At 35.4% G+C, this 22587-nt stretch carries 24 protein-coding genes; 14 read left to right on the top strand and 10 right to left on the bottom strand.

What is annotated here, in order from left to right; genetic code table 11:
- Positions 1-75: 75 nt before the first annotated feature.
- Both dapA and ES765_RS04510 read right to left on the bottom strand, forming a co-directional pair.
- The gene (gene dapA, locus ES765_RS04515; RefSeq protein WP_138111531.1) at positions 76-966 is read right to left on the bottom strand and encodes a 4-hydroxy-tetrahydrodipicolinate synthase; all 891 of its coding nucleotides are present in this window, start codon (positions 964-966) and stop codon (positions 76-78) included.
- A 2-nt stretch (positions 967-968) separates the two neighbouring features.
- Positions 969-1502, bottom strand: coding sequence for a DUF6913 domain-containing protein (locus ES765_RS04510; protein ID WP_138111529.1), 534 nt, complete (start codon positions 1500-1502; stop codon positions 969-971).
- Between the two features lie 45 nt (positions 1503-1547).
- Here ES765_RS04510 and ES765_RS04505 point away from each other — a divergent pair, with 45 nt between their 5' ends.
- From ES765_RS04505 to ES765_RS04495, 3 genes are all read left to right on the top strand, one after another.
- Entirely contained in the window at positions 1548-2333 is a 786-nt protein-coding gene (locus ES765_RS04505) for a 5'-nucleotidase C-terminal domain-containing protein (RefSeq protein ID WP_138111527.1), read from the top strand.
- Between the two features lies 1 nt (position 2334).
- Positions 2335-3243, top strand: a complete 909-nt coding sequence (locus ES765_RS04500; protein WP_138111525.1) for a bifunctional metallophosphatase/5'-nucleotidase — start codon at positions 2335-2337, stop codon at positions 3241-3243.
- A 294-nt stretch (positions 3244-3537) separates the two neighbouring features.
- On the top strand, positions 3538-5100 hold the full coding sequence (locus tag ES765_RS04495) for a sulfatase family protein (RefSeq protein WP_138111523.1): 1563 nt from the start codon (positions 3538-3540) through the stop codon (positions 5098-5100).
- 495 nt (positions 5101-5595) lie between these two features.
- On the opposite strand, the gene ES765_RS04490 is transcribed toward ES765_RS04495, so the two are convergent.
- On the bottom strand, positions 5596-7398 hold the full coding sequence (locus ES765_RS04490; protein WP_138111521.1) for a hypothetical protein: 1803 nt from the start codon (positions 7396-7398) through the stop codon (positions 5596-5598).
- Between the two features lie 300 nt (positions 7399-7698).
- On the opposite strand from ES765_RS04490, the gene ES765_RS04485 reads away from it, so the two are divergent.
- The 4 genes from ES765_RS04485 (at position 7699) to ES765_RS04470 (ending at position 10070) form a co-directional block, all read left to right on the top strand.
- Positions 7699-8802: an aminotransferase class V-fold PLP-dependent enzyme gene (locus tag ES765_RS04485; RefSeq protein WP_138111519.1), complete on the top strand. Its 1104-nt coding sequence runs from the start codon at positions 7699-7701 to the stop codon at positions 8800-8802.
- 98 nt (positions 8803-8900) lie between these two features.
- A complete protein-coding gene (locus ES765_RS04480) occupies positions 8901-9080 on the top strand; it encodes a helix-turn-helix domain-containing protein (protein ID WP_138111517.1) in 180 nt (59 codons plus the stop codon).
- 308 nt (positions 9081-9388) lie between these two features.
- Positions 9389-9580 (top strand): hypothetical protein, encoded by a 192-nt coding sequence (locus ES765_RS04475; protein WP_171017224.1) that lies wholly within the window; start codon positions 9389-9391, stop codon positions 9578-9580.
- Positions 9555-10070 (top strand): hypothetical protein, encoded by a 516-nt coding sequence (locus ES765_RS04470; protein WP_138111512.1) that lies wholly within the window; start codon positions 9555-9557, stop codon positions 10068-10070. The genes ES765_RS04475 and ES765_RS04470 overlap by 26 nt, the downstream gene beginning before the upstream one ends.
- Positions 10071-10595: 525 nt before the next feature.
- On the opposite strand, the gene ES765_RS04465 is transcribed toward ES765_RS04470, so the two are convergent.
- Genes ES765_RS04465 through ES765_RS04445 form a run of 6 tightly spaced genes read right to left on the bottom strand, consistent with a single transcriptional unit; the run spans position 10596 to position 16051 of the window.
- Entirely contained in the window at positions 10596-10898 is a 303-nt protein-coding gene (locus tag ES765_RS04465; protein WP_138111510.1) for a hypothetical protein, read from the bottom strand.
- The gene (locus tag ES765_RS04460) at positions 10895-12133 is read right to left on the bottom strand and encodes a cation:proton antiporter (RefSeq protein ID WP_138111508.1); all 1239 of its coding nucleotides are present in this window, start codon (positions 12131-12133) and stop codon (positions 10895-10897) included. Before ES765_RS04460 ends, ES765_RS04465 begins: the two co-directional genes overlap by 4 nt.
- A 6-nt stretch (positions 12134-12139) precedes the next feature.
- Entirely contained in the window at positions 12140-14131 is a 1992-nt protein-coding gene (ligA, locus tag ES765_RS04455; protein WP_410504332.1) for an NAD-dependent DNA ligase LigA, read from the bottom strand.
- 5 nt (positions 14132-14136) lie between these two features.
- Entirely contained in the window at positions 14137-14718 is a 582-nt protein-coding gene (locus tag ES765_RS21645) for a TIGR00730 family Rossman fold protein (RefSeq protein WP_171017223.1), read from the bottom strand.
- The gene (gene prmC, locus ES765_RS21640) at positions 14715-15596 is read right to left on the bottom strand and encodes a peptide chain release factor N(5)-glutamine methyltransferase (RefSeq protein WP_249356231.1); all 882 of its coding nucleotides are present in this window, start codon (positions 15594-15596) and stop codon (positions 14715-14717) included. Before prmC ends, ES765_RS21645 begins: the two co-directional genes overlap by 4 nt.
- A complete protein-coding gene (locus ES765_RS04445; RefSeq protein WP_138111504.1) occupies positions 15566-16051 on the bottom strand; it encodes a GNAT family N-acetyltransferase in 486 nt (161 codons plus the stop codon). Before ES765_RS04445 ends, prmC begins: the two co-directional genes overlap by 31 nt.
- A 77-nt stretch (positions 16052-16128) precedes the next feature.
- On the opposite strand from ES765_RS04445, the gene ribD reads away from it, so the two are divergent.
- The 4 genes from ribD to ES765_RS04425 are packed head-to-tail and all read left to right on the top strand — an operon-like array spanning position 16129 to position 19338.
- A complete protein-coding gene (gene ribD / locus ES765_RS04440; RefSeq protein WP_249356229.1) occupies positions 16129-17235 on the top strand; it encodes a bifunctional diaminohydroxyphosphoribosylaminopyrimidine deaminase/5-amino-6-(5-phosphoribosylamino)uracil reductase RibD in 1107 nt (368 codons plus the stop codon).
- Entirely contained in the window at positions 17228-17830 is a 603-nt protein-coding gene (locus ES765_RS04435) for an HAD-IA family hydrolase (protein WP_138111502.1), read from the top strand. Before ribD ends, ES765_RS04435 begins: the two co-directional genes overlap by 8 nt.
- On the top strand, positions 17831-18715 hold the full coding sequence (locus tag ES765_RS04430) for a DMT family transporter (RefSeq protein WP_138111500.1): 885 nt from the start codon (positions 17831-17833) through the stop codon (positions 18713-18715).
- 20 nt (positions 18716-18735) lie between these two features.
- Entirely contained in the window at positions 18736-19338 is a 603-nt protein-coding gene (locus tag ES765_RS04425; protein ID WP_138111498.1) for an IMPACT family protein, read from the top strand.
- A gap of 18 nt (positions 19339-19356) precedes the next feature.
- On the opposite strand, the gene ES765_RS04420 is transcribed toward ES765_RS04425, so the two are convergent.
- Positions 19357-19755 carry an acyl-CoA thioesterase gene (locus ES765_RS04420; protein ID WP_138111496.1) on the bottom strand — a complete coding sequence of 133 codons (399 nt, stop codon included), beginning with the start codon at positions 19753-19755 and terminating at the stop codon, positions 19357-19359.
- 202 nt (positions 19756-19957) lie between these two features.
- Here ES765_RS04420 and dnaA point away from each other — a divergent pair, with 202 nt between their 5' ends.
- The 3 genes from dnaA to ES765_RS04405 are packed head-to-tail and all read left to right on the top strand — an operon-like array spanning position 19958 to position 22569.
- Entirely contained in the window at positions 19958-21382 is a 1425-nt protein-coding gene (gene dnaA, locus ES765_RS04415; RefSeq protein ID WP_138111494.1) for a chromosomal replication initiator protein DnaA, read from the top strand.
- A gap of 13 nt (positions 21383-21395) precedes the next feature.
- Positions 21396-21839 (top strand): low molecular weight protein-tyrosine-phosphatase, encoded by a 444-nt coding sequence (locus tag ES765_RS04410; protein WP_138111492.1) that lies wholly within the window; start codon positions 21396-21398, stop codon positions 21837-21839.
- Positions 21840-21846: 7 nt separating this feature from the next.
- Complete coding sequence (locus tag ES765_RS04405) at positions 21847-22569, top strand: SAM-dependent methyltransferase (protein WP_138111490.1); 723 nt, start codon at positions 21847-21849, stop codon at positions 22567-22569.
- Positions 22570-22587 lie beyond the last annotated feature (18 nt).

Genomic DNA, 22587 nt, shown 5'->3' with positions numbered 1-22587 from the left:
AAAAACATTTTAAACCAATAAAAATACAGGCTTTATGCGGCAAAAAAGTCCCTTTTATAATAGATTTAACGAAAACTATGCAGGTATACGAACCACCGATTCCATAAAGGAAATTATTCTGTGTTTTAATGCATCACTGGCACGCATTAAGGGCAAGCGTACATATGGCTTGGATATGTCCAAGTATTCAAAAATAATTTTAATACCCGCTGGGTTTCCTTCTTCAAAAATAAGATGCATTCCATCTTGCATTCTGTTATGATGGATATAGGCTTCATCAACATTTCCATTCAAACCTTCATGTACCATTTTTGAGAATTCTGTAGGCAATCCTTGTCCGATTACTGAAATCACACCATCACCACCTGCAACAATAGTCGGTAATGCGGTGATATCGTCACCAGACAGCACAAAGAATCCTTCAGGTCTTTTGGCAATTAGTTCCAACACCTGCGTCATGTTGCCACAAGCTTCCTTTACAGCGACGATATTTGTAAAATTTTTAGCCAAGCGTACTACAGTATCGGGCAACATATTACTTCCTGTACGACCCGGTACGTTATATAGTATTATTGGTAAGGGTGATGCTTTTGAAAGTGCCTTAAAATGCTCATAAATACCTTCTTGCGTAGGCCTATTATAATACGGAGAAACAGATAGGATTGCGCAATAGGCAGATAAGTCTAAGCTTTTCAATTCCTCAACCAAGCCCATGGTATTGTTACCACCTACGCCGATAACCAAAGGTAAAATGCCCGTATTGGCCTCTACTACGGTATCCATAACCAATTGTTTTTCTGTCTTGCTAAGGGTTACTGACTCTGCTGTAGTGCCCAGCACTACTAAATAATCAATATTGCCTTCGATATTATATGCTACTACTTTTTTAAGAGCAAGAACATCTACTGAACCATCTTCCTTAAACGGTGTAATTAATGCAACTCCTACTCCTTGTAATTCTTTCATAGTTAAATTTCCTTAAAAATGCCCAAATACTTTTTCAGTTCTTTTTTAAAGGCCTGAAACTCTTTTAGGGGCGTGTCAAAAATCAAATCGTTATATAATGGACCTACTTCTTTAAAACCTACTTTTAAACGCGCTTTTGTTTTTACTGTCATTAAATTCAACAATAAGCTATCTTCATCATAATAATTCACTAAAAGGTCATATTCCCTACCCAAAAATTCAAGGGCATAACTATTTTCTATTTTACCGTTCCATCCTAAATCCTTGTCTGAAAAAACAGGTGTAGCGTAGGGCGAGTTCTTGTCATAAAAACGTTTATACCCAATAATTTTCACTGCATTTGGGCGTAATGAAAACTCTTCTTGAAATTGATAAAACAACTCAGATTTTTCAAATTTATCCAAATCTACAATACAGCCTAATGAACGTACACCCTTATTCTCACGCAGTACAGGCACAGGTTTGGCTAATAATTTTTTTAATAATTTACGGCCAGATTTCTGTTTAAACTTGTCCTTAATTCCTTTTAAAAACATGTATTTTTACATTTACACAAATGTAAATAATATCCCTGCAACTCTATGGCGAAGTTAAAACACTTTAGTATTTTAAAAATAAAACATTTTGTTATATTTTTTGCTTTATCTGTTTTGGCGTCTTGTAAAAATCAGAAAGAGCATCTCACAGAGCTAACCGGTAAACAAATACCTATAGACAGTAGTTATAGCTCGATAGATTCAATTCAGAACTTCATAAATCCCTACCACGATCGGGTTGAACAAATTCTAGATAGTACACTGGCTTATGCAACTAGTACCATCACCAAAAGCGATGGTAAATTCAATACCACTGCAGGTAACTTAATGGCAGATATCGTATTAACTGAGACCGACCCTATTTTCAACAAACGCACCGGTCACCATATAGATTTTGTATTATTGAACCACGGTGGTATACGTTCTGTTATCTCAAAAGGAAATGTAACAGCAAGAACAGCTTATGAAGTAATGCCCTTTGAAAACGATGTGGTGGTGGTCGAACTAAGAGGTGAAACACTTTTAAAAATGGTCGATTACCTCATTAAGTCGAAACAGGCACATCCTGTTGCTGGTATTCAATTGATTTTAAATAAGGATAACACGCTAAATACCTTTACAATTGCTGGAAAGCCTTTAGATGTGAACCGTAATTATTTTGTAGCTACTTCAGATTATTTAGTCACTGGCGGAGATAATATGAATTTTTTTAAGGAAGCCCTTTCCAAAACCGAAACGGACTATAAAATACGCAATGCTATGATTGACTATTTTTCCAAAAAAGATACCATAGCACCTACAGTGGACTTAAGATACTATCAACTACAGTAATATGGAACGAAGAAAATTTATAAGAAATACCACTGCATCTGCTAGCTTTTTATCCCTTGGCGGTCTTGCACTGAATTCCTGTACGCAATCTTCCAAAAAACATATTACCATTTTACACACCAATGATGTGCATAGCCATATAGATACATTCCCTAATGATCATGCAGATTTCCCAGGATTGGGAGGCCTAGCAAGAAGGGCAGGTTTGGTAGCTAGTATACGAAAAGAAAACCCCCATACCCTACTCTTTGATGCTGGCGATATTTTTCAAGGCACCCCATATTTTAACTTCTACGGCGGTGAACTGGAATTCAAATTAATGAGTATGCTCAATTATGATGCTACCACCATTGGTAACCATGATTTTGATAATGGAATTAACGGCCTCTTAGCGCAAATGCCACATGCTAAATTCAACTTTATTACTTCTAATTATGACTTTTCAAATACGGATTTGAATGGTTTTACCCAACCTTATAAAATTTATGAGCAAGACGGTATTAAAATTGGTGTATATGGATTAGGGATAAAACTAGACGGTTTAGTTACCAGACAACTCTATAAAGAAACCGAATATCTTGACCCATTTGAATTGGCGACCGATATGGAACATAAGCTAAAGCAAGAAGAAAAGTGTGATTTAGTTATTTGCCTTTCTCATTTGGGCTATGACTATGAGGTTACCGAAAAACCAGATGATTTGAAACTAGCACAAAGAACTAAATATACTGATTTGATTATTGGCGGTCATACCCACACGTTCTTAGAAAAGCCTACTAGTATAACCAATGCAACTGGTCGTGAAGTACTAGTCAACCAAGTAGGTTGTTTTGGCGTACACCTCGGTCGTATTGATTTCTATTTCGATAGCGTGGGCAGCTCCGCTTCTGGATATACTATAAAAGTCTAATATTTGGACTACTATGCAACACCTCGAAAGAACGATTAATACCGATACCAATTTTAAAGCCTTAGTTGCTCTTCTTGACGATGACAGAGACGAACGTAACGGTGAGGAAAACGCATACTAAGCCCAATTTAATGGTATTGTATACCTAAACATTGTGCTGCCTATTATCTAGAACATACACGTGTAGCTTGTGGTGGCTTTAAACCGTTTGATACATGATGGACTTACTATATAAATAGTGCGGTAAAGCAAAGAACACCGTCAGCATTCAAAAATAAATTAAGGAGATAAATTATGAGAATATATATTTTAATTATCGTTTTAGCCATTAGCTTAAATAGCTGTACAGAAAAACGAAAAGAACAAACAAAACCAAACATAATTTATGTCTTAGCAGATGATTTAGGATACGGGGATATATCTATTTTTAACAAAAATGGTAAGATCAAAACACCTAACATTGATAGAATGGCTGCCGAAGGTATTAGATTTACAGATGCCCATACATCTTCAGCAGTTTGCACTCCAACAAGGTATGGGATTATTACCGGGCGCTATAATTGGCGAAGCACATTAAAATCAGGGGTGCTTACAGGTAATTCTAAAGCATTAATCGCTACCAAAAGAAAAACAGTAGCGTCTTTATTAAAACAGTTTAATTACACAACTGCATTTATAGGGAAATGGCATTTAGGATGGGATTGGGCTATGAAGAATCCGGAAGAACACCTTGGTACAGGTTGGAATCCTGCAGATTTTGATAATATCGATTTTTCCAAACCCGTAAAAAATGGACCAAAAGATTTAGGTTTTGATTATTCTTATGGACATTCTGGCTCTTTGGATATGGCTCCATATGTATATGTTGAAAACGGTATGCCAACTGAAATTCCAGATACTACTAGTGTTAATAAAGACCAATACTCCTGGTGGCGCAAAGGTCCTACATCCAGTGATTTTATTCATGAAGATGTAACTCCTAATTTTTTTAGGAAATCAATTGAATATATTAAAGAAAAGTCAAAAGAAGAAAATCCATTTTTTATGTACTTAGCACTGCCATCTCCCCATACACCTATATTGCCAACAAAAGAATGGCAGGGGAAGAGTGGCCTGAATCCTTATGGTGATTTTATAATGATGGTGGACAACTATATTGGGCAGCTAGAAAAAGTGATACAAGAAGCTGGAATTGAAAAAAATACCATTGTGATTTTTACCAGTGATAATGGTTGCTCTCCAGAAGCAAATTTTGAACTGATGAAGCAAAAAGGGCATCATCCAAGTTATATCTATAGAGGGCATAAAGCTGATATTTTTGAAGGGGGGCACAAGGTGCCATTTATCGTTAAATGGCCTGCTAAAATTGACCAAGGAATGGTATCAGATGAAATTATTTGTACAACAGATTTGATGGCAACATGTGCAGATATTGTTGGATATTCCTTGTCGGATGATGAGGGAGAAGATAGCTACAGTTTGTTACCATTATTTGAACAAGCTAAGCCTGATACACCATTGAGGGAAGCTACTGTACATCATTCTATTAACGGGGATTTTGCAATCAGAAAAGGTGATTGGAAACTTATTATGTGTCCGGGCTCAGGTGGCTGGAGTTTTCCTAGTCCTAATAAAGATCAAGGAGTAATTGAAAGCCTACCTCCAATTCAATTGTATAATTTAAAAAATGATCCGGGTGAAACCACTAATTTACAAGCTACAAATACTGAAGTAGTAGAAGAATTAAAATCATTACTCATAAAATATATAGTTGATGGTCGCAGTACTCCTGGAGTACCACAAAAAAATGATTCAATCAATTTTGAATGGAAACAAATTAAATTTATTAACCAGTAGAATATTCGAATGATAGCAAAGTACTGTGGTAAAAAATAACTGTTTCCGTCATTGATTAAAGAAATTGTTGAAATAGCAATTAGAGAGCGTTGTGTAATAGGTACAATAGCTATAAATAATTGCTTGGTGTTAACTTTGTAAAGTTAGTTGCTAACACATGTAACTACGTATAAACGAAACATTTAGTAATCATTGCCGAAACTCTCTTAAATCTGTAAAATATGAATTAAACAAATGGATTCTTTTATTTTCTTAAATATTGGTGTATCTGGTGGTGATATGCTTTTAATATACTATTTGGAATTCTTCAAATCGTATTGGTAAATTAATTTAAAACAAGTTTATAACATCCCAACTGAATGCTAAAAAAATCTTTGGGAATTTCTCACTCAATGAGAATTGAAAACTCTGAAAGTACTATGTTGCCAGAATTCATTCAAATACTTAAAAAGAGAAAATTATTCCGATAGAAATAACAACAAAATGCCAAGTACATTATTCCAATTCTGGGATAACAACTGTTATGAGATCTTCCTTATACAACTGAAGTTCCCTTTGAGTATTGGTATTTTCAGAAGACACAGACGATTGAAACAAATTCTGATAATAGGCAATTCCATAAAACAAATTACTCTTAAAAGCTTCCCATTTCTTAATTTGTTTAGTCGTAACTTCTTCTGAAATAGTCGCTATTTCATTTTTAAAATAGTCCAAATACATTTTCAATTCTTTGACAAACATGTTTGGCCGATCTACACGTGAAAGTACAAACCCATTTCCGTAAATATGCTGCATCATTTTAGAAAGGGACACTTCCTTATCAAAATAAGCCATATTTGGTCCTGGACAAATTACAACACCTTGCTCCTGACCTTTTATTTTAATACCATTTTCCAAATAAGACGCATTGGCCAAACCTACACAAAGACACGCTTTTTCGGTTATTTTAACTTTGGCGTTTTCGTACATGGCCGGAGCTACTTCAAATCTTTTAGCTTCTAGTTCTTGTAGTTTCACCTCTTGATATTTTTTTGAAGCGGTACAAATACCTTCTGGACCAAATTCTTTGCTCAATGACAAATATTTTTTCGGACAAGAACTTCCTGCTTTATTGCTATCGATTCGTTTTTGTTTGTGGTATTCATTTGTAGTTCCTTTTATCGTGTTAAAAGGAATTCCTAAAGGCGAAATATTACTTAAATACAAATCTTTCTCTTTAGCATTTGCTAATAATGCTCTAGTCTGTTTATCTACAGATGTGGCTTCTGGAACCAATAAAAATGGGGTTCCCCAACCTACAGAATCAACCTGAAAATTTTCAAGTAAAAATTCGTGCTCATCTGCTGTGCCAACACCACCTTGAACGGTAAATTTCAAATCTAAAGGCTGTTCAGGAACAGCTAATCCTTTCTGATTTAAACCTTTTGCAAAAACATCGTACGTTTCGTTTATTAATTCATCCTTTTTGTTTTTAAACTCTTCTAAAATAGGACCTAATAAAAAGCCATCTGTTGCAAAAGCATGTCCACCACAATTTAAGCCAGATTCAATTCTGTATTCTGAAACCCAAAGCCCTTTTTTTGCTAAAAATCTACCCTGGATAGTTGCCGAACGATAATCACTCACCTTAAGAATAATCTTCTTTTTTAACTGATTATTTTTATCTGGAAAGAAATCTTTAAAATTTTCAAAATAACTGTATAATCTTGGGTTCATTCCAGCCGATAGCACAACCGAAGAATTCAAATTACTATTGGCGAAACCTCGAAGTGATGCATGTGCATCGTTAAATTCAACAGGTAATTGCTCACTTTTAACAAAATTATCTTTATCAACTTTAGTCATGATATTCACATCAATGTCTCCAGCTTTTAAATGCATTTCCAAATAGTTTTCAATATTGTCCTTAAGTGTAGAACCTTCATTCATTAAATTGAAAAGACCTTCCTTAATACTAGATTTATTAGGTAATGTGGCCATGAAGCTTTCTAAAGCTAATTTACTTTCAGCTAATTCTGTTTTAAATTTTGAAAATTTTTCCTTAACAATACTATCCACTAAATTTAAATAGGAAGTAATACGTTCGGCACGATAATCCTGTGCTTTTTTTGAAATCTCTTGATAGGGTAGATTAAATTTTTTGCTATAAAAAGCGTTCATTTTTTCCATAAGCTCATCGTCAATAATGGATATTACCGAAGAAATTCCATATTGAGCGACACGAATTGGACTGTCTATGGTATACGCTAATCCCATTACTGGAATATGAAAGGTGTGTATTGATTTAGATAAAACCATCTTGTAATCTTTTAAAATTAAATAAGCTACAAATATGACTTTTCCTATTTTACTAAAAGCTAACATATATCATACTTCGTTGTCTTTTATTATAGTAGCCTTGGAAGTATCCTTTTAGAATACTTCCCTATTTTATTGGATCATTATCCTTAAAGAATTGTAGAAATGTGTACACATGTTGTAGCTATTTTTTTAATTTGATACATATTCTATTTGATGTAGGTCATTATAATTAGAGTTAAGTAATAATGATACCTTTAGAAATACCTTTATCAAAGAACATAAAAAGTCAATATTGACATGAATATAGAACAAATTAGATCACTATTCCCAGTCACGAATAAAGCCGTTTATCTTAACAGTGCCTCACAATCTCCTCTAAATATATTGGTAAATAATAAACTTCAGGCTTATTTGAAAAAAGAAGTAAACCTTATTGATAAAAAGGGATTTAATCGTGATAAAATTCGTACTCTATTATCAAAATTATTGGGTGGTTCACCAGAAGAATACGCTTTAACAACAAGTACTGGCGTTGGCTTAGGAATTGTGGCGCAAGGATTAGCGTTTAAAAAAGGAGATAATATTATACTTCCTGAACTAGAACATTGGAATAACACTTTTCCTTGGTTAAATCTTGAAAAGAAAGGTGTTGAGATTAGGTTTGTACAAATCAATGAAGACAAAAGTATTGATCCTGAGTCAATCGAAAAACTTATTGATCATAGAACTCGCGTTGTAGCAATTGCTGCCGTAAGATTTAACAGTGGTTTTAGGCCGAATCTGTCTGCAATCGGTAAAATTGCTCATGAGAAGGGTGCATTATTTATCGTCGATGCAGCACAAGGTGCTGGTATGGTTCCTATTGATGTTGAAAAAGACCAGATTGATGTAATGTCAGGTTGTGGTTTTAAATGGCTACTTGGAATGCATGGTACAGGATTTTTATATGTCAGCAAAAGAGTTGTGAAAATGATTAATCCAATATTACCTGGCATGTTTTCAGCAGAGACAGTTCATGATAAACTTTCTTATTATGATGATTCTAGAAAATTTGAGACTGGTACAATTGCTTATTCACTCTTTAGTGCTTGGTCGGCAGGACTCCAATTAATTCTAGATATAGGTATTGAAAACATTTATAAGAAAGCGCTAGAAAATACAGATTTTATGATTGATGGACTCCAAGAAAAGGGGTGTCAAATACGAACACCAATAAAAAAACGAGAAGAAAGAACAGCAATCGTTCATTTTAATATGGGTTCTTTTAAAACTACTAAAGCACTATACGAAAACCTTAAGGAAAATAAAATTCTGGTAACTTTACAGGGTGAGAATATTAGGGTTAGCCCAAATTTTTTCACGACAAAATCAGAAATCAGACTATTCTTAAATTTGATATAAGTTTTAATACTAAGTTCAAGTAATAAGTGCTACACGAATATTTATACAGATGGGGCTAGCCCCATCTGTTATAGGTTCAATAGTTATATTCGTCTTGCATGAAAAATTATAAACCACTTTGCCTTGCTCTAAGGTATCAAATTCAGTCCCTATTCAAAGTAGGATTATTACAAACAAGAATAGCGGAGTACATCGGTGTCCATACGAGCATGATAAGCCATGAGTTGAAACGTAATACACCCAGCAGGGAACGGACATTGGGTCTTTTATACACATAAGCTTCAAGAAGAATTCAGTGCTTCAGAATGGGGAATCTTCGGAATAGGTTTACGCGAAGGAAATAGAAAAATACATTACATTCTTAAAAAGCAAGATGACTAATAATAAGCATCCCGATGGAAAGATAGAAACAAGTATACTAGGTTTAGTTTGCGAATTTTTGTTAAGTGTAGACAATCCTACATTCGTTATTGAGCGTATGGCACCCTTCTACCAAAATTGTCTCACTCACCACTACCTAAGGCGATTATAATTTTAATCCATCTACGGGGAATTTGATTTTGAAAATCCTGATATTCAACATGCGTTGAAACATCCTGACGACCCAAAAACCATATATGGTTTTTTAACGCCTTCATTAAAAAAGCGTCGTGACACAAAACTACCGGTATTCACCATTATGTCTTGCGATAATATTCAGCACAACGGCGATGTAGCTCGTGATACGGTAGTCTCTTTTGCCAAACGCCAAGATGACTCTATGGCTCAATGGATTTAAAGAGATATTCTTTCCAAATAGTACGGTAGATCGCGTAACGCATGTTACCACACAATATGATATGGATTATTTGGAGGAAACCTTCGCGGTAAAGGATGAGTGGCCTGTTACCTATGAGCCATTTATACAGTGGGTCATAGAAGATAATTTTTCAAACGGACGAACAGAATTTGAAAAAGTCAGCGTACAATTTGGTCCGGACGTGAAGCCTTATGAGAAAATGAAACTCCGTTTATTAAACGCAGGCCTCTCGGTCTTGGGCATATTGGAATTTCTACACGGACACAAAACTATTAATACCTGTATGGAAGACCCTACTTTCGTTTCGTATTTGAGGGTATTTATGGATAAGGAGGCAACACCAACATTAGATGAATTAAAAGAAATAAATCTAGACGAATACAAAGACAGTTTAGATGCACGTTTTATCAATACAAACATAAAAGACAGCGTTAGTCGAATTTGTTCGGAAAGTTCTGCCAAATTTTAGAAATTTCTAATCTCCACCCTTCAAGAAAATTTAGATAGTGAAGTTAATATTGAATTCGCAACCTTGGTCTTTGCTGGCTAGTGCTATATTAGTGATAAACAAACCGATAAAAATGGAGCGCCTCTTGAAATTATTGATGCTATGAGCGCCGAGCTTCATAAAGCCCCCAAGAAACTAATGAAGACCCTTTAGCTTTTATCAAACAGCAATCTCTTTTTGGTAATCTTGTGAATAACAAACGATTTGCAGCATTATATACGACTATGCTTCAGAAAATATATAAAGATGCCGATGTCAAAAAGTATATGAAGGAGATACTCTAAAAGTTACTGCTCCGATTTCAATACTAAAAAGATGATTAAAAAAAATAGAACAAAGATTAGTAAATGATATTTTAAGCATTCAGTTTCGTGCTATTGAAAAATTGCAATCGTGTTTAGGTGGCTAAGCACTAAAAGCAAATCCGATGATATTACATTGCTTATAATGTTCACATGAACATTATTTTCAACTTATTTAAATAGATTACATACTCTTTATAATAAACACTACAATCTCTTCAAGCTCCTCATCTAGCGTAGTTTTTGGATATGTTTTATCAGCCAAACGATACCAATAGCCCGCATTAAATCGGTCACCTTCCTTTCTATGCAAGTAGGCATGCATCCAACTACCTAATTTACTTTGCATTTCTTGTGCTATATCATGTGATGCATCCCAATCTCCTTTGGCATCGAACCACATTGCTTTTAAAGCATCTGGCCAATCTTCAGGTACATTGGTGAGCTGTAAACTATTTGTAAAATCGGGATAGGTTTTTGGTATCATGACACAACACGTTTTATAAGTTTTTCAACTGTTAACCCCTGCACTATTATGGAAAATACGACCACGATATAGGTGATTACCAAAAAGACATCCCTAAACATTTCATCAGATAATCCCAAAGCCAATGCAATTGATATACCACCACGAAGTCCACCCCAGGTCATCACTAAATTAGTTTTGGGGACGAAATCGAGCTTCTTTTCGAAGAATTTAATGGGTAACAACAAAGACAAATAGCGACACGCCAATATTAATGGAATCGCCAATAAACCCGCGACCACATATTCCATTTTAAACGAAAGTACCAGCATTTCCATTCCTATCAAGACAAACAATAAGGTATTCAAGAGAATATCCAACAATTCCCAAAATTTATCTACATAGGTTTCCGTAGTTTCAGACATGGCTGAATTTCGAACCTTATCATTCCCCACTACTAAACCTGCAGCTACCATCGCCAAGGGTGCGGACAAATGGAACTTTTGCGCTATCAATGTACCTACCATTACAGTGGCCAATGTAATGATGACTTCAATATCATAATCATCAATAGATTTCATTAGTTTATAGGTTCCCCAGCCTAAAGCTAGCCCTAATACTAAGCCACCAACAACCTCAACACCAAATAGTTGCAGTATATCTAATGGTTCAATCGCAACTTCCCTAGCCGAAGCCAATTGAAAAATAGTAAGGAATATAACAACCCCCACCCCATCATTAAAGAGTGATTCTCCAACAATCTTAGTTTCTAGTTGCTTAGGTGCACCAGCCTTTTTCAGAATACCTAACACGGCAATTGGGTCTGTGGGTGAAATCAGCGAACCAAAAAGCAGGCAATAGATAAATGAAATTTCCATACCCAAGAACTGTAAGAGGTAGAACATGCTAATCCCTACTAGAAAAGTAGAGACCAAAACTCCTATTGTAGAAAATGCCAAAATGGGCCATCGCTGTACTTTTAACTGTTCGAAATTGGTATGTAGAGCCCCAGCAAATAAAAGGAAACTTAGCATTACATCTAATAATACAGATTTGAAATCTATCTGGCTAATAATATAGCGCTCTGCATTAATCAATGTATCATCAACATAGCCGATACCAAAGACTACCATAGTAAACACAATGGTAATTAACATTAAACCGATACTATTAGGTAGTTTTAAAAATCGGGCATTCAAGTAACCGAAAATGGCAGAAAGAAATACCAATACTGAAATAATTGTAAAAATATCCATGCTTTTCTACGCTATCATAGTTAAGAAATCCTGTTCGCTTATGATGGGAATTCCTAGACTTTCAGCCTTAGTTCGTTTGCTCGGCCCCATTTTATCTCCAGCTACTAAATAACTGGTTTTTGAAGATATTGAAGAGCCTACTTTGCCCCCATTATCCTCTATGTTCTTTTTAAGCTCGTCTCTACTCAATATTTCAAAAACACCAGAAACAACGAAGGTATTACCAGCCAAGGTATCGGTCTGGTTTTCTAACTTATCTGCAGATAGTTCCATTTGAACTCCATAACTACGTAAATGTTCAATGGCCTCGATGTTCTTTTCGTTTGCAAAAAAATCTATTACACTCTGGGCAATTCGTTCTCCTATTTCATCAACTGTAATTAAATGTTCTAAGGAAGCTTCTTTAAGTGCGTTTATATTTTTATAGGCCTTTGCTAATTTTTTAGCCACAGTTTCCCCAACATATCGAATACCCAATGCGAACAACACACGTTCAAATGGAACGTTTACAGATTCGGACACCCCTTTAACCAAATTTTCAGCAGATTTTTCTGCCATACGATCCAGGGGCAAAACATCCTCTTTAGTCAATCGATACAAATCGGCATACTCTTCAATTAGGCCTTCCTTAAAAAGAAGTTCTACGGTCTCACCACCCAAACCTTCAATATCCATTGCCTTTCTTGAAATAAAATGTTGTATTCGGCCAGTTATCTGTGGAGGACACCCAAATTCATTAGGGCAGTAATGTTTGACATCACCTTCGTTCCTGTTCAGTTCTGTATTGCATTCCGGACAATGGGTGATGTATTGTGTTGGTACGGAATCGGCACGTCTTTTGGTCAAATCAACCGCTATAATCTTAGGAATAATTTCACCTCCCTTTTCTACAAATACGGTATCCCCGACCCGAATATCTAATTTTTCAATCTGATCTGCATTATGTAATGAAGCTCGTTTCACTGTCGTACCTGCCAGTAATACCGGCTCTAAGTTTGCTACAGGCGTAATAGCACCTGTACGACCCACTTGATAGGTTATCTCGTTCAGCGTTGTAAAAACCTGCTCTGCCTTAAATTTAAAGGCCATTGCCCAACGCGGAGATTTTGCGGTATACCCGAGTTCATCTTGGTTTTGAAGACTATTAACTTTAATAACTACACCATCGGTTTCATACGGTAGCTCATGACGTTTAACATCCCATTCTTCTACAAAGGCCATCACTTCATCTGTTGTAGTACAAAGTTTGGCAACTGTTGGCACCTTAAAACCCCATTCCCGTGCTTTATCTAACATTTGAAACTGGGTTTCGATTCCCAAATCCCTACCAATGATACTATACAACAAACACGCTAAAGGGCGTTGTGCTACCAAACTGCTATCTTGTAATTTTAAACTACCTGAAGCCGTATTTCTAGGATTCATATACGGTTCTTCTCCATTGGCCACACGTTCTTCATTCATTTTCATAAACCCTTTAAACGGTAACACAATTTCGCCACGTATATCAAATTTTGCAGGGTAATCTCCTTTCAATTGAAGCGGCACTGATTTTATTGTTTTGATATTATTGGTGACATCATCACCCTGTATACCATCACCACGAGTAACAGCTTTAACTAACTTTCCATCTTCATAGGTAATACTGATAGATGCCCCATCATATTTTAATTCACACGTAAACATAACAGGCACATCACCTAAATTACGTTGTATTCGCTTTTCCCAGTCTTCTAAATCTTTCTTGGAATACGAATTATCTAACGAATACATACGATGCTCATGAACGACCGTTACAAAGTTTTTGGTAATCATACCACCTACCCGTAATGACGGGGAACTAGCATCGTAAAACTCTGGGTGCTTCGTTTCCAATTCCTGCAGCTCTTTAAGTTTCATGTCAAAATCAAAGTCAGAAATCGTCGGGTTGTCTAACACATAATAATGGTAATTATGCTCGCGTAGTTCTTTTCTGAGTTCTTGTAGTTTCGCCTCCATAGGTATTAAAGTTGCTCTTTTTTAATCCATATTGGGGTTGGTAACGGTTGATATTTATTCATTTTATCTACTAATGCTTCGATATTCGTATCTACCAAAATTTTCCCCAATTGGTCACTTTTAACGAAACCTTCTGCTACCATTTGCTGCATCATGTTTAACAAGGAATCATAAAAACCGTTGGTATTCAAAATACCGATGGGATAGTGATGCAGCCCTAATTGCGACCAGGTCAACATTTCAAAAAACTCTTCTAAGGTTCCAAATCCACCAGGTAGCATAAGAATCCCATCAGATAGCTCGTGCATTTTTAGCTTGCGATCATGCATATTCTGGGTAACAATCAATTCGGTCAATCCCTCATGAAAAACTTCCTTCAATTTCAGAAATTCCGGTATTACACCAATAACCTTCCCGCTATTGTTCAAAGCGCCTTCTGCAACTTTACCCATTATACCAATTTTGGCACCACCGTAAACAACCACTATTTCCTTTTTGGCAAAAGTTTCTCCCAATTGATATGCCTTCTCAGCATATTCCGAATTTGCGCCTTCACTACTACCACAAAAAACAACAATACTTCTCATGCTTTTATTCCTTTTAACATACGGTCATTGCCGTATATATCTTTTCTCAACTCAATACTTTCAAATCCGTATTCCTTTAAGAGCATTTTCATTTCGATTCCTAAATATTGATTAATTTCCAAATATAAACAACCCTCTGTATGTAAAGATTTAGCCGCAAATTTAACAATAGCAACATAAAACTTCAACGGGTCTTCATCTGGCACAAATAAAGCAATACCAGGTTCGTGGTCTATTACATTATTTCGTATTTCAGCCTTCTCTAATTCTCTAACATATGGCGGATTAGAAACGATTATATCATATTTAATTTCACGGTCCATTTTAAGCATATCGGCTTGAAAAAAGTCAACAGCTATATCATGCGTTACTGCATTTTCATGTGCGATTTCTAAAGCATTTAATGAAATATCAAACGCTTGCACCTTTGTTGTAGGCATATTTTTTACCAAAGAAATGGGAATACAACCACTGCCGGTTCCGATGTCCAATATTTTCAATGCCTTATCGGTATGTTCATAATCGTCCAAAATCCATCGAACCAATTCTTCGGTTTCCGGTCGAGGAATCAAGACATGCTTATTAACTTTAAAATCCAACTCCATAAAGTGGGTAGTACCCATAATATGCTGTATAGGTTTCTCTAACTTCAATTCAGATAAGGCATTGAATATAAAGGTCTCTTGTTCCTTATCTATCACTAATTCTGGCTGTATCGCCAATACGAAACGTTCCAAATCAAAATAATGCTCAATGAGCAAATAGAAAAAACTGGAGACTTCTTCTTTGCCATATAATACATCCAATTCTGCGTGAAATATATTTTTGATTTCCTTTAAGAGCACAACTACAATATTTTTAACATCCAAACAGGACATGAATAATGACCTGTATTCCCCATTGGAGCCTCTATATAATCAAAACCCATTTTCTTATATAATTTCTGAGCAGCCTCCATATACGGCATGGTTTCTAAATAGCAACTCTCAAAACCATACTCCTTAGCACGATTCAAACAAACTTCAATCATTTCTCGCCCTACACCTTTTCCTCTAGCGGATTCCAAAAAATACATTTTCTGAAGCTCACAAATATTGCCTTCATAATTATCTAATTGAGCAATCCCAGCACACCCTAAAATCGCACCATTCTTCTCTACGACGAAATACGTAGCTTTAGGTTTATCATAATGCTCGAACATAGAATCTAAGGCAGTATCAGCATATGCAGTACCCACTTTCGGCACGCCTAAATCGACCAAAACGGTTCTTATGACTTCTGCTACTTGAGGATTATCTTCCCTATTTATTTTGCGAATAACTACATTTTCCATACCAATTATGCAATAGGTTTTAAAGTACTATTTTTGAGGTGTGAAGATACGTGATATGCGTATAAACGTAAAGTTTGATGTCCAATAATAATCTTGATTCCCGATTTACTATGCTTCCTAATTTAGAATCCCTTTCTATGGATGAACAATTTATGTTGCGGTGTATTCAAATTGCCAAAAACGGATTAGGATTTACAGCTCCGAATCCTATGGTAGGTGCCGTTGTAGTTTATAACGGTAAGATTATAGGTGAGGGTTATACCAGTCCCTATGGTGGTGCCCATGCTGAGGTTAACGCAATAAATTCGGTAACCGATGTAACGCTTTTGAAATCAGCAACTTTATATGTCACCTTAGAGCCTTGCTCCCATTTCGGTAAAACACCCCCTTGTGCCGACTTAATTATAAATATCGGAATTAGAAAAGTGGTCATTGGCTTAAAAGACCCACATGAAAAAGTTGCCGGACGTGGCATTCAAAAACTGGAACAAGCTGGATGTTACGTTGAAGTTGGCGTTTTAAAGAAGGTATGTGCTGAACATCATAGACGATTCCTTACCTTTCACACCAAAAAACGACCTTATATTATTTTAAAATGGGCCGAAACGGCTGATGGATTTATTGCTCCTGAAAAGACCCTTAGGGGTGCTACTAAAAAGCCATATTGGATTACCAACACTGAATCAAGACAACTGGTGCACAAATGGCGTAGTGAGGAACAAGCTATATTGGTAGGCACGAATACGGCTTTAGCCGATAACCCAAACCTAAACCTACGAGACTGGCACGGAAAGCCACCCACTCGAATCATGTTAGACCGAAGCTTGAAAATACCAACAGATTTCCACGTTCTTGATGGAAAGCAACATACAATTATCTGTACAGTAGTTAGTGATGCTGATAAGTATAAAAAAGGAATCATCTATAAAGTTCTTGATTTTACGACAGCGATACCAAAACAACTATGTGACCTACTTTATAAAGAACAAATACAAAGTGTTATTGTAGAAGGCGGTTCGCAAACGTTAACAAGTTTTATTGATAATAACCTGTGGGATGAAGCTCGAATCTTTAAAGGGGCAACACGATTCAACAAAGGTTTAAAAGCTCCAAAGATTAGTGGTACTACAAAAGAAGTAAAACAAATTTCAACTGACCAGTTATCCATAATAAGAAATGACTAAAAATATAATATTTGATTTTGGCGATATTTTCATCAATCTAGACAAACAGGCACCTTTAAGAGAAATGGCAAAATTTGGGTTACACCATCTTACACCAGAACTTGATACTATTTTCAAAGACTACGAGATGGGCTTGATGGAATCCATTGTATTTCTTGACACATTACAATCCTTTTTTAATGATGCATCTATTGAACAAATTAAATCTACATGGAATTCTATCATTTTAGATTTTCCTGAAGAACGTTTGAAATTTATTGAAAAACTTAAAAATGAGAACACATATAGATTGTTTTTGTTAAGTAACACCAATGACCTGCACATGGAAATAGCTAAAGAAAAAATGGGTTTAGAACGATTTAAAAGGTTTCAAAACTGCTTTGAGAAATTCTATCTATCCCATGAAATGAAAATGCGTAAACCAAATTCGAACATATATCAATTTGTACTCAACGAAAATAACCTAAAGGCAAGCGAAACCTTATTTATTGATGATACCAAAGAAAACACCGACAGTGCTAGTCAATTAGGCATTCGCTGTTGGAATTTACAAGTAGGTATTGAAGATGTACGTCATACTCAAAAACATTTATAAATGATGTATTTGGCGTTAAGCATACTCTTTTCAAGTTTAATATTTGTAATATTTAAACTTTTTGCCAAATATCAGGTTCAAACAATTTATGCCATAATAGTCAATTACATTACGGCCTGTACTGTTGGCATACTCTATTATAATGAACCCATTGACCCTATTGTAATAAGTCAAAAAAGTTGGTTTTGGGGAGCAACGGCTTTAGGTTTATTATTTATAATAATATTCAATCTAATGGCAGCAACTTCTCAAAGACTTGGAGTTTCGGTAGCATCGGTAGCAACTAAAATGTCTCTTACCATACTCGTACTTTTCGGTGTTTTACTGTACAAAGAAGTGCTTGGTGTTTTACAAGTCATCGGTATTATTATGGCTTTGTTCGCTGTATATTTTACATCCTTAAAACAGAAAAAATTAAAAGCTAAAAAATGGACTTTTACGCTTCCTATATTCGTTTTTTTAGGCTCAGGAATTATTGACACGAGCATAAAATACTTTCAAGAGAAGCATATGTACGAGGAAGAATATGCCTTATTCTCTGCAACAGTTTTTGCATCTGCAGCGATAATCGGTGCCATTTTCATAGGTTTTAAATCTTTTAAGCAACCAATCAAGATAAATTCAAAGAATATTATAGGTGGTATTTGCTTGGGTATTCCCAACTATTTCTCCATCTATTTTTTGCTAAAGGCTTTACAGCACCCCACCTGGAACAGCGCTTCGGTTTTCACCATAAACAATGTAGCTATCGTAATGTTCTCCACCCTGTTGGGTATCTTATTGTTTAAAGAAGTACTTACCGTAAAAAATCGGCTTGGAATTGGCTTGGCCGTAATTAGTATTGTATTAGTTGCCTTTGGCCATAAATTAATGAACTTTGTGTAAAACTTAGTAAGCGTATACAAATGGACAGCTATAAAACTATTTCCAAATCAAATGGACCGCTCTTATATAAAGAACGTAAAAGCAAATTTTATGGATACTGCTTTCCTGTTACCAACGAAGATGAGGTTAAGGAACATATTGAAGTCTTAAAAAAAGAGTACCCTAGTGCCAACCATGTATGTTATGCTTGGCAAATGGGCATAGAAACTAAATCGTATCGCGCCAACGACGATGGGGAACCAAATAACTCTGCCGGTATGCCTATATACGGACAGTTACAATCTTTTGACGTTACAAACACCCTTATTGCTGTTGTGCGTATTTTTGGTGGAACCAAATTAGGTGTTGGCGGTTTAATTAGTGCGTATAAAGAAACAGCTAAATTAGCTTTAGAAGATGCGCCAATTGTTAAAAAAGTCTTACAGCAACAATTGACCGTCACATTTGAATATCCAGAAATGGACACGGTGATGCGATTAGTAAAAAAACATCAACTTAAAATTATCTCACAAGAACTTCATCTTAAGGGTAAAATATTGCTCTCTATTCCGAAAAGTGATTATAAGAAAACCTATAAGCTTCTAAAGGCACACCATAAATTAGAACTTAAACAAGAAGACTAGAGCAAAGTAGCGGCTGTTTTAATAATTCAATTTATCCAATAAAAACTGCGGACATTTAGTAGGTCTCTTTCGCTTCATATCCATGAAAACTAAAACAGTATTTGCGGTGGCAAGCAAGTCCCCATCTTCATTTGTTATTTCGTAATCAAATTCGATTCGAACTACCGGTTTCTTTGTTAGAATAACCTTTACTGAAATCAAATCATCATACAACGCAGGTTTTAAATAATTAATAGATAAACTGATTACAGGAAGCATTATTCCACCCTCTTCCATATTCTTGTAAGAAATACCCAACACCCTTAGCCATTCGACCCTAGCCATTTCTAAATATTGGGCATAGTTGCCATGATAGACGACACCCATCTGGTCCGTTTCACTGTATCTTATTCTAAAAGAAATTTCGTTTGAACGCATTTATTTGAAGTAAAAAGTATATATTTAAAATCTCCCCCTATGGACAAACGAACATGAGAAAAAAAAAGGTTAAAATCAATGGTAATCGATTTTTTTTTTAAATAATTTGTTCACATATTTGCCAAGCTGAACGAGACCGTTGATTGAAAATTTTTCAATCACTTTTAGCTATATACTAACCTTTAAAAGTGAGGATTTTATTATGAGTGTTACTGCAAATTCTGTCTGGAAAAACTGTTTAGTATTTATACAGGATAATATCCAACCGCAGGCATTCAAAACTTGGTTTGAGCCTATTAAACCGGTTAAATTATCTGAAAACGCCTTAAGTATTCAAGTACCTAGTAAGTTTTTTTACGAATGGCTAGAAGAGCATTATGTAAAGCTTTTAAAAGTTGCCCTGACCAAAGAATTAGGGGAAACGGCTAAACTGGTATATATTATTCGTATGGAAAACACCTACGGAAACAAAGAACCGTTTACAGAAAAAATCCCTAGTTCTAACAGAGGCGCAATGGCTGCTCAAGAAATGGATGTTCCTATTAAGTCGAAAAACCCTGAATTACGTAATCCATTTGTAATACCAGGAATCCGAAATATAAAAATAGAGTCACAGTTAAATCCAAATTATAGTTTTGATAATTTTTTGGAAGGTGATTCAAACCGCTTGGCACGTTCTGCCGGTATGGCAGTTGCGAATAAACCAGGTGGCACTTCATTCAATCCTTTATTAGTATTTGGAGGAGTTGGATTAGGTAAAACACATTTAGCGCACGCTATTGGGGTTGAGATAAAAGACAAATACCCAGAGCGTACGGTTCTATATATTTCTGCGGAAAAATTCACACAGCAGTATATTGAATCTGTTAAAAAGAATACTCGAAATGATTTTATTCATTTCTATCAATTAATCGATGTTCTAATTATCGATGATGTACAGTTCTTATCTGGAAAATCGGGTACACAAGATGTGTTCTTTCATATTTTCAACCATTTACATCAAAATGGAAAACAAGTAATACTTACTTCGGATAAAGCCCCTGTAGATATGCAAGATATTGAACAACGCTTATTATCTCGTTTTAAATGGGGATTGTCTGCAGAACTTCAAAGTCCTGATTACGAAACTCGAATATCTATTTTAAAGAATAAATTATACCGGGATGGTGTTGAAATCCCTGAAGATATTATAGAATATGTTGCAAAACATATCAAAACCAATATTAGGGAACTTGAAGGTGCTATTATTTCGTTGATTGCACAATCAACGCTAAATAAAAGAGAAGTAACTATAGATCTTGCCCAACAAGTGGTAGAGAAATTCGTGAAGAATACCAAAAGGGAAGTTTCTATAGATTATATTCAAAAAGTAGTGTCTGATTATTTTGAAATGGATGTAGCAACATTACAATCCAAAACCAGAAAAAGACACATCGTTCAAGCAAGGCAACTTGCAATGTTCTTTGCAAAGAAATTCACTAAAGCATCTTTGGCGAGTATCGGTTCGCAAATTGGCAAAAGAGATCACGCTACAGTTTTACATGCGTGTAAAACTGTTGACAACTTAGCGGAGACTGACAAGCAGTTCCGCAAGTACATTGATGACCTAACCAAGAAATTCTCTTAACACCTTCTACACCATGAACATTTTGATGGTTTGCCTAGGTAATATCTGTAGGTCGCCATTAGCTGAAGGTATTCTTAAACACAAAGTGGATTCAGCACATACATATGTAGACTCAGCTGGTACAGCAGGGTATCATGTTGGCTATCCACCAGATTCAAGATCCATAAAAGTGGCGCAAGAAAATGGTATTGATATAAGTCAGCAACGTTGTAGGAAATTTACCGTTTGTGATTTTGATTCTTTTGATTTGATTTACGCTATGGACAAAAGCAATTATAGTAATATTATAGGTCTAGCAAGAAATAAAAAAGATTCAGAAAAAGTAACATTACTTTTAAGTGAAATCAATGTGAAGAACAAGGAAGTACCTGATCCCTATTATGATTCTGAAGATGGTTTTGAAAAGGTGTTTCAAATGATAGACAAAGCTTGCGATGTTATTGCAGCTAGATTATAAAACTAAAATGAACAAGCAAAACGGGAAAACAGGTCGTGTATATTTGATTCCTTCTACATTAGGTGATATGGCTCCATTAGAGGTATTGCCCATTTCAATCAAACAAACTATTGAGCAATTAGATTACTATGTCGTGGAGAATGAAAAAACGGCTCGTCATTTTATAAAAAAAATAAGCCCAAGAAAATCACAACCATCACTAAAACTATCTGTGCTTAATAAATTTACCGAGCCACAAGAAATTCCTGGTTTTTTAAACCCTTGTTTAGAGGGCTATGATGTAGGCATACTTTCTGAAGCTGGCTGTCCTGGCATAGCTGACCCTGGAGCGGCAGTAGTGAAAATAGCACATGAAAAGAATATTCAGGTAATTCCAATGGTTGGTCCCTCCTCTATTTTGCTAGCGTTAATGTCTAGTGGTATGAATGGGCAAAATTTTGCTTTTAACGGCTACCTACCTATAGATAGTTCTGAGCGAAAAAAATATATTAAAAACTTAGAACGGAAATCTAAGGAAGATAACCAATCACAGGTTTTCATTGAAACTCCATATCGTAATAACAAAATGCTAGAGGAACTTATAAAGTCTTTAGCTCCGAGTACTAGAATATGTGTGGCAGCAGATATTACCTTACCTACCGAATATATAAAAACGAAAACTGCCATAAACTGGAAAAGGGAAAATGTGGACCTTCATAAAAGACCAGCCATTTTTATTATACAAGCATAAAAAAACCTTGACAATAAA

It is taken from the genome of Maribacter sp. ACAM166 (genome assembly GCF_005771495.1).
Classification (GTDB): Bacteria; Bacteroidota; Bacteroidia; order Flavobacteriales; family Flavobacteriaceae; genus Maribacter.
The sequence above is the reverse complement of the archived record's forward strand: the minus strand, read 5'-3'. Positions and strand labels throughout refer to the sequence as shown.

Bases quoted from the DNA above. Each gene is read 5' to 3' on its own strand.
- ES765_RS04485 (WP_138111519.1), top strand. From the start codon at position 7,699: ATGAATATAGAACAAATTAGATCACTATTCCCAGTCACGAATAAAGCC.
- ES765_RS04500 (WP_138111525.1), top strand. From the start codon at position 2,335: ATGGAACGAAGAAAATTTATAAGAAATACCACTGCATCTGCTAGCTTT.
- ES765_RS04480 (WP_138111517.1), top strand. From the start codon at position 8,901: ATGAAAAATTATAAACCACTTTGCCTTGCTCTAAGGTATCAAATTCAG.
- ES765_RS04465 (WP_138111510.1), bottom strand. From the start codon at position 10,898: ATGATACCAAAAACCTATCCCGATTTTACAAATAGTTTACAGCTCACC.
- ES765_RS04405 (WP_138111490.1), top strand. From the start codon at position 21,847: ATGAACAAGCAAAACGGGAAAACAGGTCGTGTATATTTGATTCCTTCT.
- ligA (WP_410504332.1), bottom strand. From the start codon at position 14,131: ATGGAGGCGAAACTACAAGAACTCAGAAAAGAACTACGCGAGCATAAT.
- ES765_RS04430 (WP_138111500.1), top strand. From the start codon at position 17,831: ATGATGTATTTGGCGTTAAGCATACTCTTTTCAAGTTTAATATTTGTA.
- ES765_RS21645 (WP_171017223.1), bottom strand. From the start codon at position 14,718: ATGAGAAGTATTGTTGTTTTTTGTGGTAGTAGTGAAGGCGCAAATTCG.
- ES765_RS04510 (WP_138111529.1), bottom strand. From the start codon at position 1,502: ATGTTTTTAAAAGGAATTAAGGACAAGTTTAAACAGAAATCTGGCCGT.
- ES765_RS04445 (WP_138111504.1), bottom strand. From the start codon at position 16,051: ATGGAAAATGTAGTTATTCGCAAAATAAATAGGGAAGATAATCCTCAA.
- ribD (WP_249356229.1), top strand. From the start codon at position 16,129: ATGTCCAATAATAATCTTGATTCCCGATTTACTATGCTTCCTAATTTA.
- dapA (WP_138111531.1), bottom strand. From the start codon at position 966: ATGAAAGAATTACAAGGAGTAGGAGTTGCATTAATTACACCGTTTAAG.
- ES765_RS04435 (WP_138111502.1), top strand. From the start codon at position 17,228: ATGACTAAAAATATAATATTTGATTTTGGCGATATTTTCATCAATCTA.
- ES765_RS04505 (WP_138111527.1), top strand. From the start codon at position 1,548: ATGGCGAAGTTAAAACACTTTAGTATTTTAAAAATAAAACATTTTGTT.
- ES765_RS04420 (WP_138111496.1), bottom strand. From the start codon at position 19,755: ATGCGTTCAAACGAAATTTCTTTTAGAATAAGATACAGTGAAACGGAC.
- ES765_RS04425 (WP_138111498.1), top strand. From the start codon at position 18,736: ATGGACAGCTATAAAACTATTTCCAAATCAAATGGACCGCTCTTATAT.
- ES765_RS04410 (WP_138111492.1), top strand. From the start codon at position 21,396: ATGAACATTTTGATGGTTTGCCTAGGTAATATCTGTAGGTCGCCATTA.
- prmC (WP_249356231.1), bottom strand. From the start codon at position 15,596: ATGTCCTGTTTGGATGTTAAAAATATTGTAGTTGTGCTCTTAAAGGAA.
- ES765_RS04495 (WP_138111523.1), top strand. From the start codon at position 3,538: ATGAGAATATATATTTTAATTATCGTTTTAGCCATTAGCTTAAATAGC.
- ES765_RS04470 (WP_138111512.1), top strand. From the start codon at position 9,555: ATGACTCTATGGCTCAATGGATTTAAAGAGATATTCTTTCCAAATAGT.
- dnaA (WP_138111494.1), top strand. From the start codon at position 19,958: ATGAGTGTTACTGCAAATTCTGTCTGGAAAAACTGTTTAGTATTTATA.
- ES765_RS04490 (WP_138111521.1), bottom strand. From the start codon at position 7,398: ATGGTTTTATCTAAATCAATACACACCTTTCATATTCCAGTAATGGGA.
- ES765_RS04460 (WP_138111508.1), bottom strand. From the start codon at position 12,133: ATGGATATTTTTACAATTATTTCAGTATTGGTATTTCTTTCTGCCATT.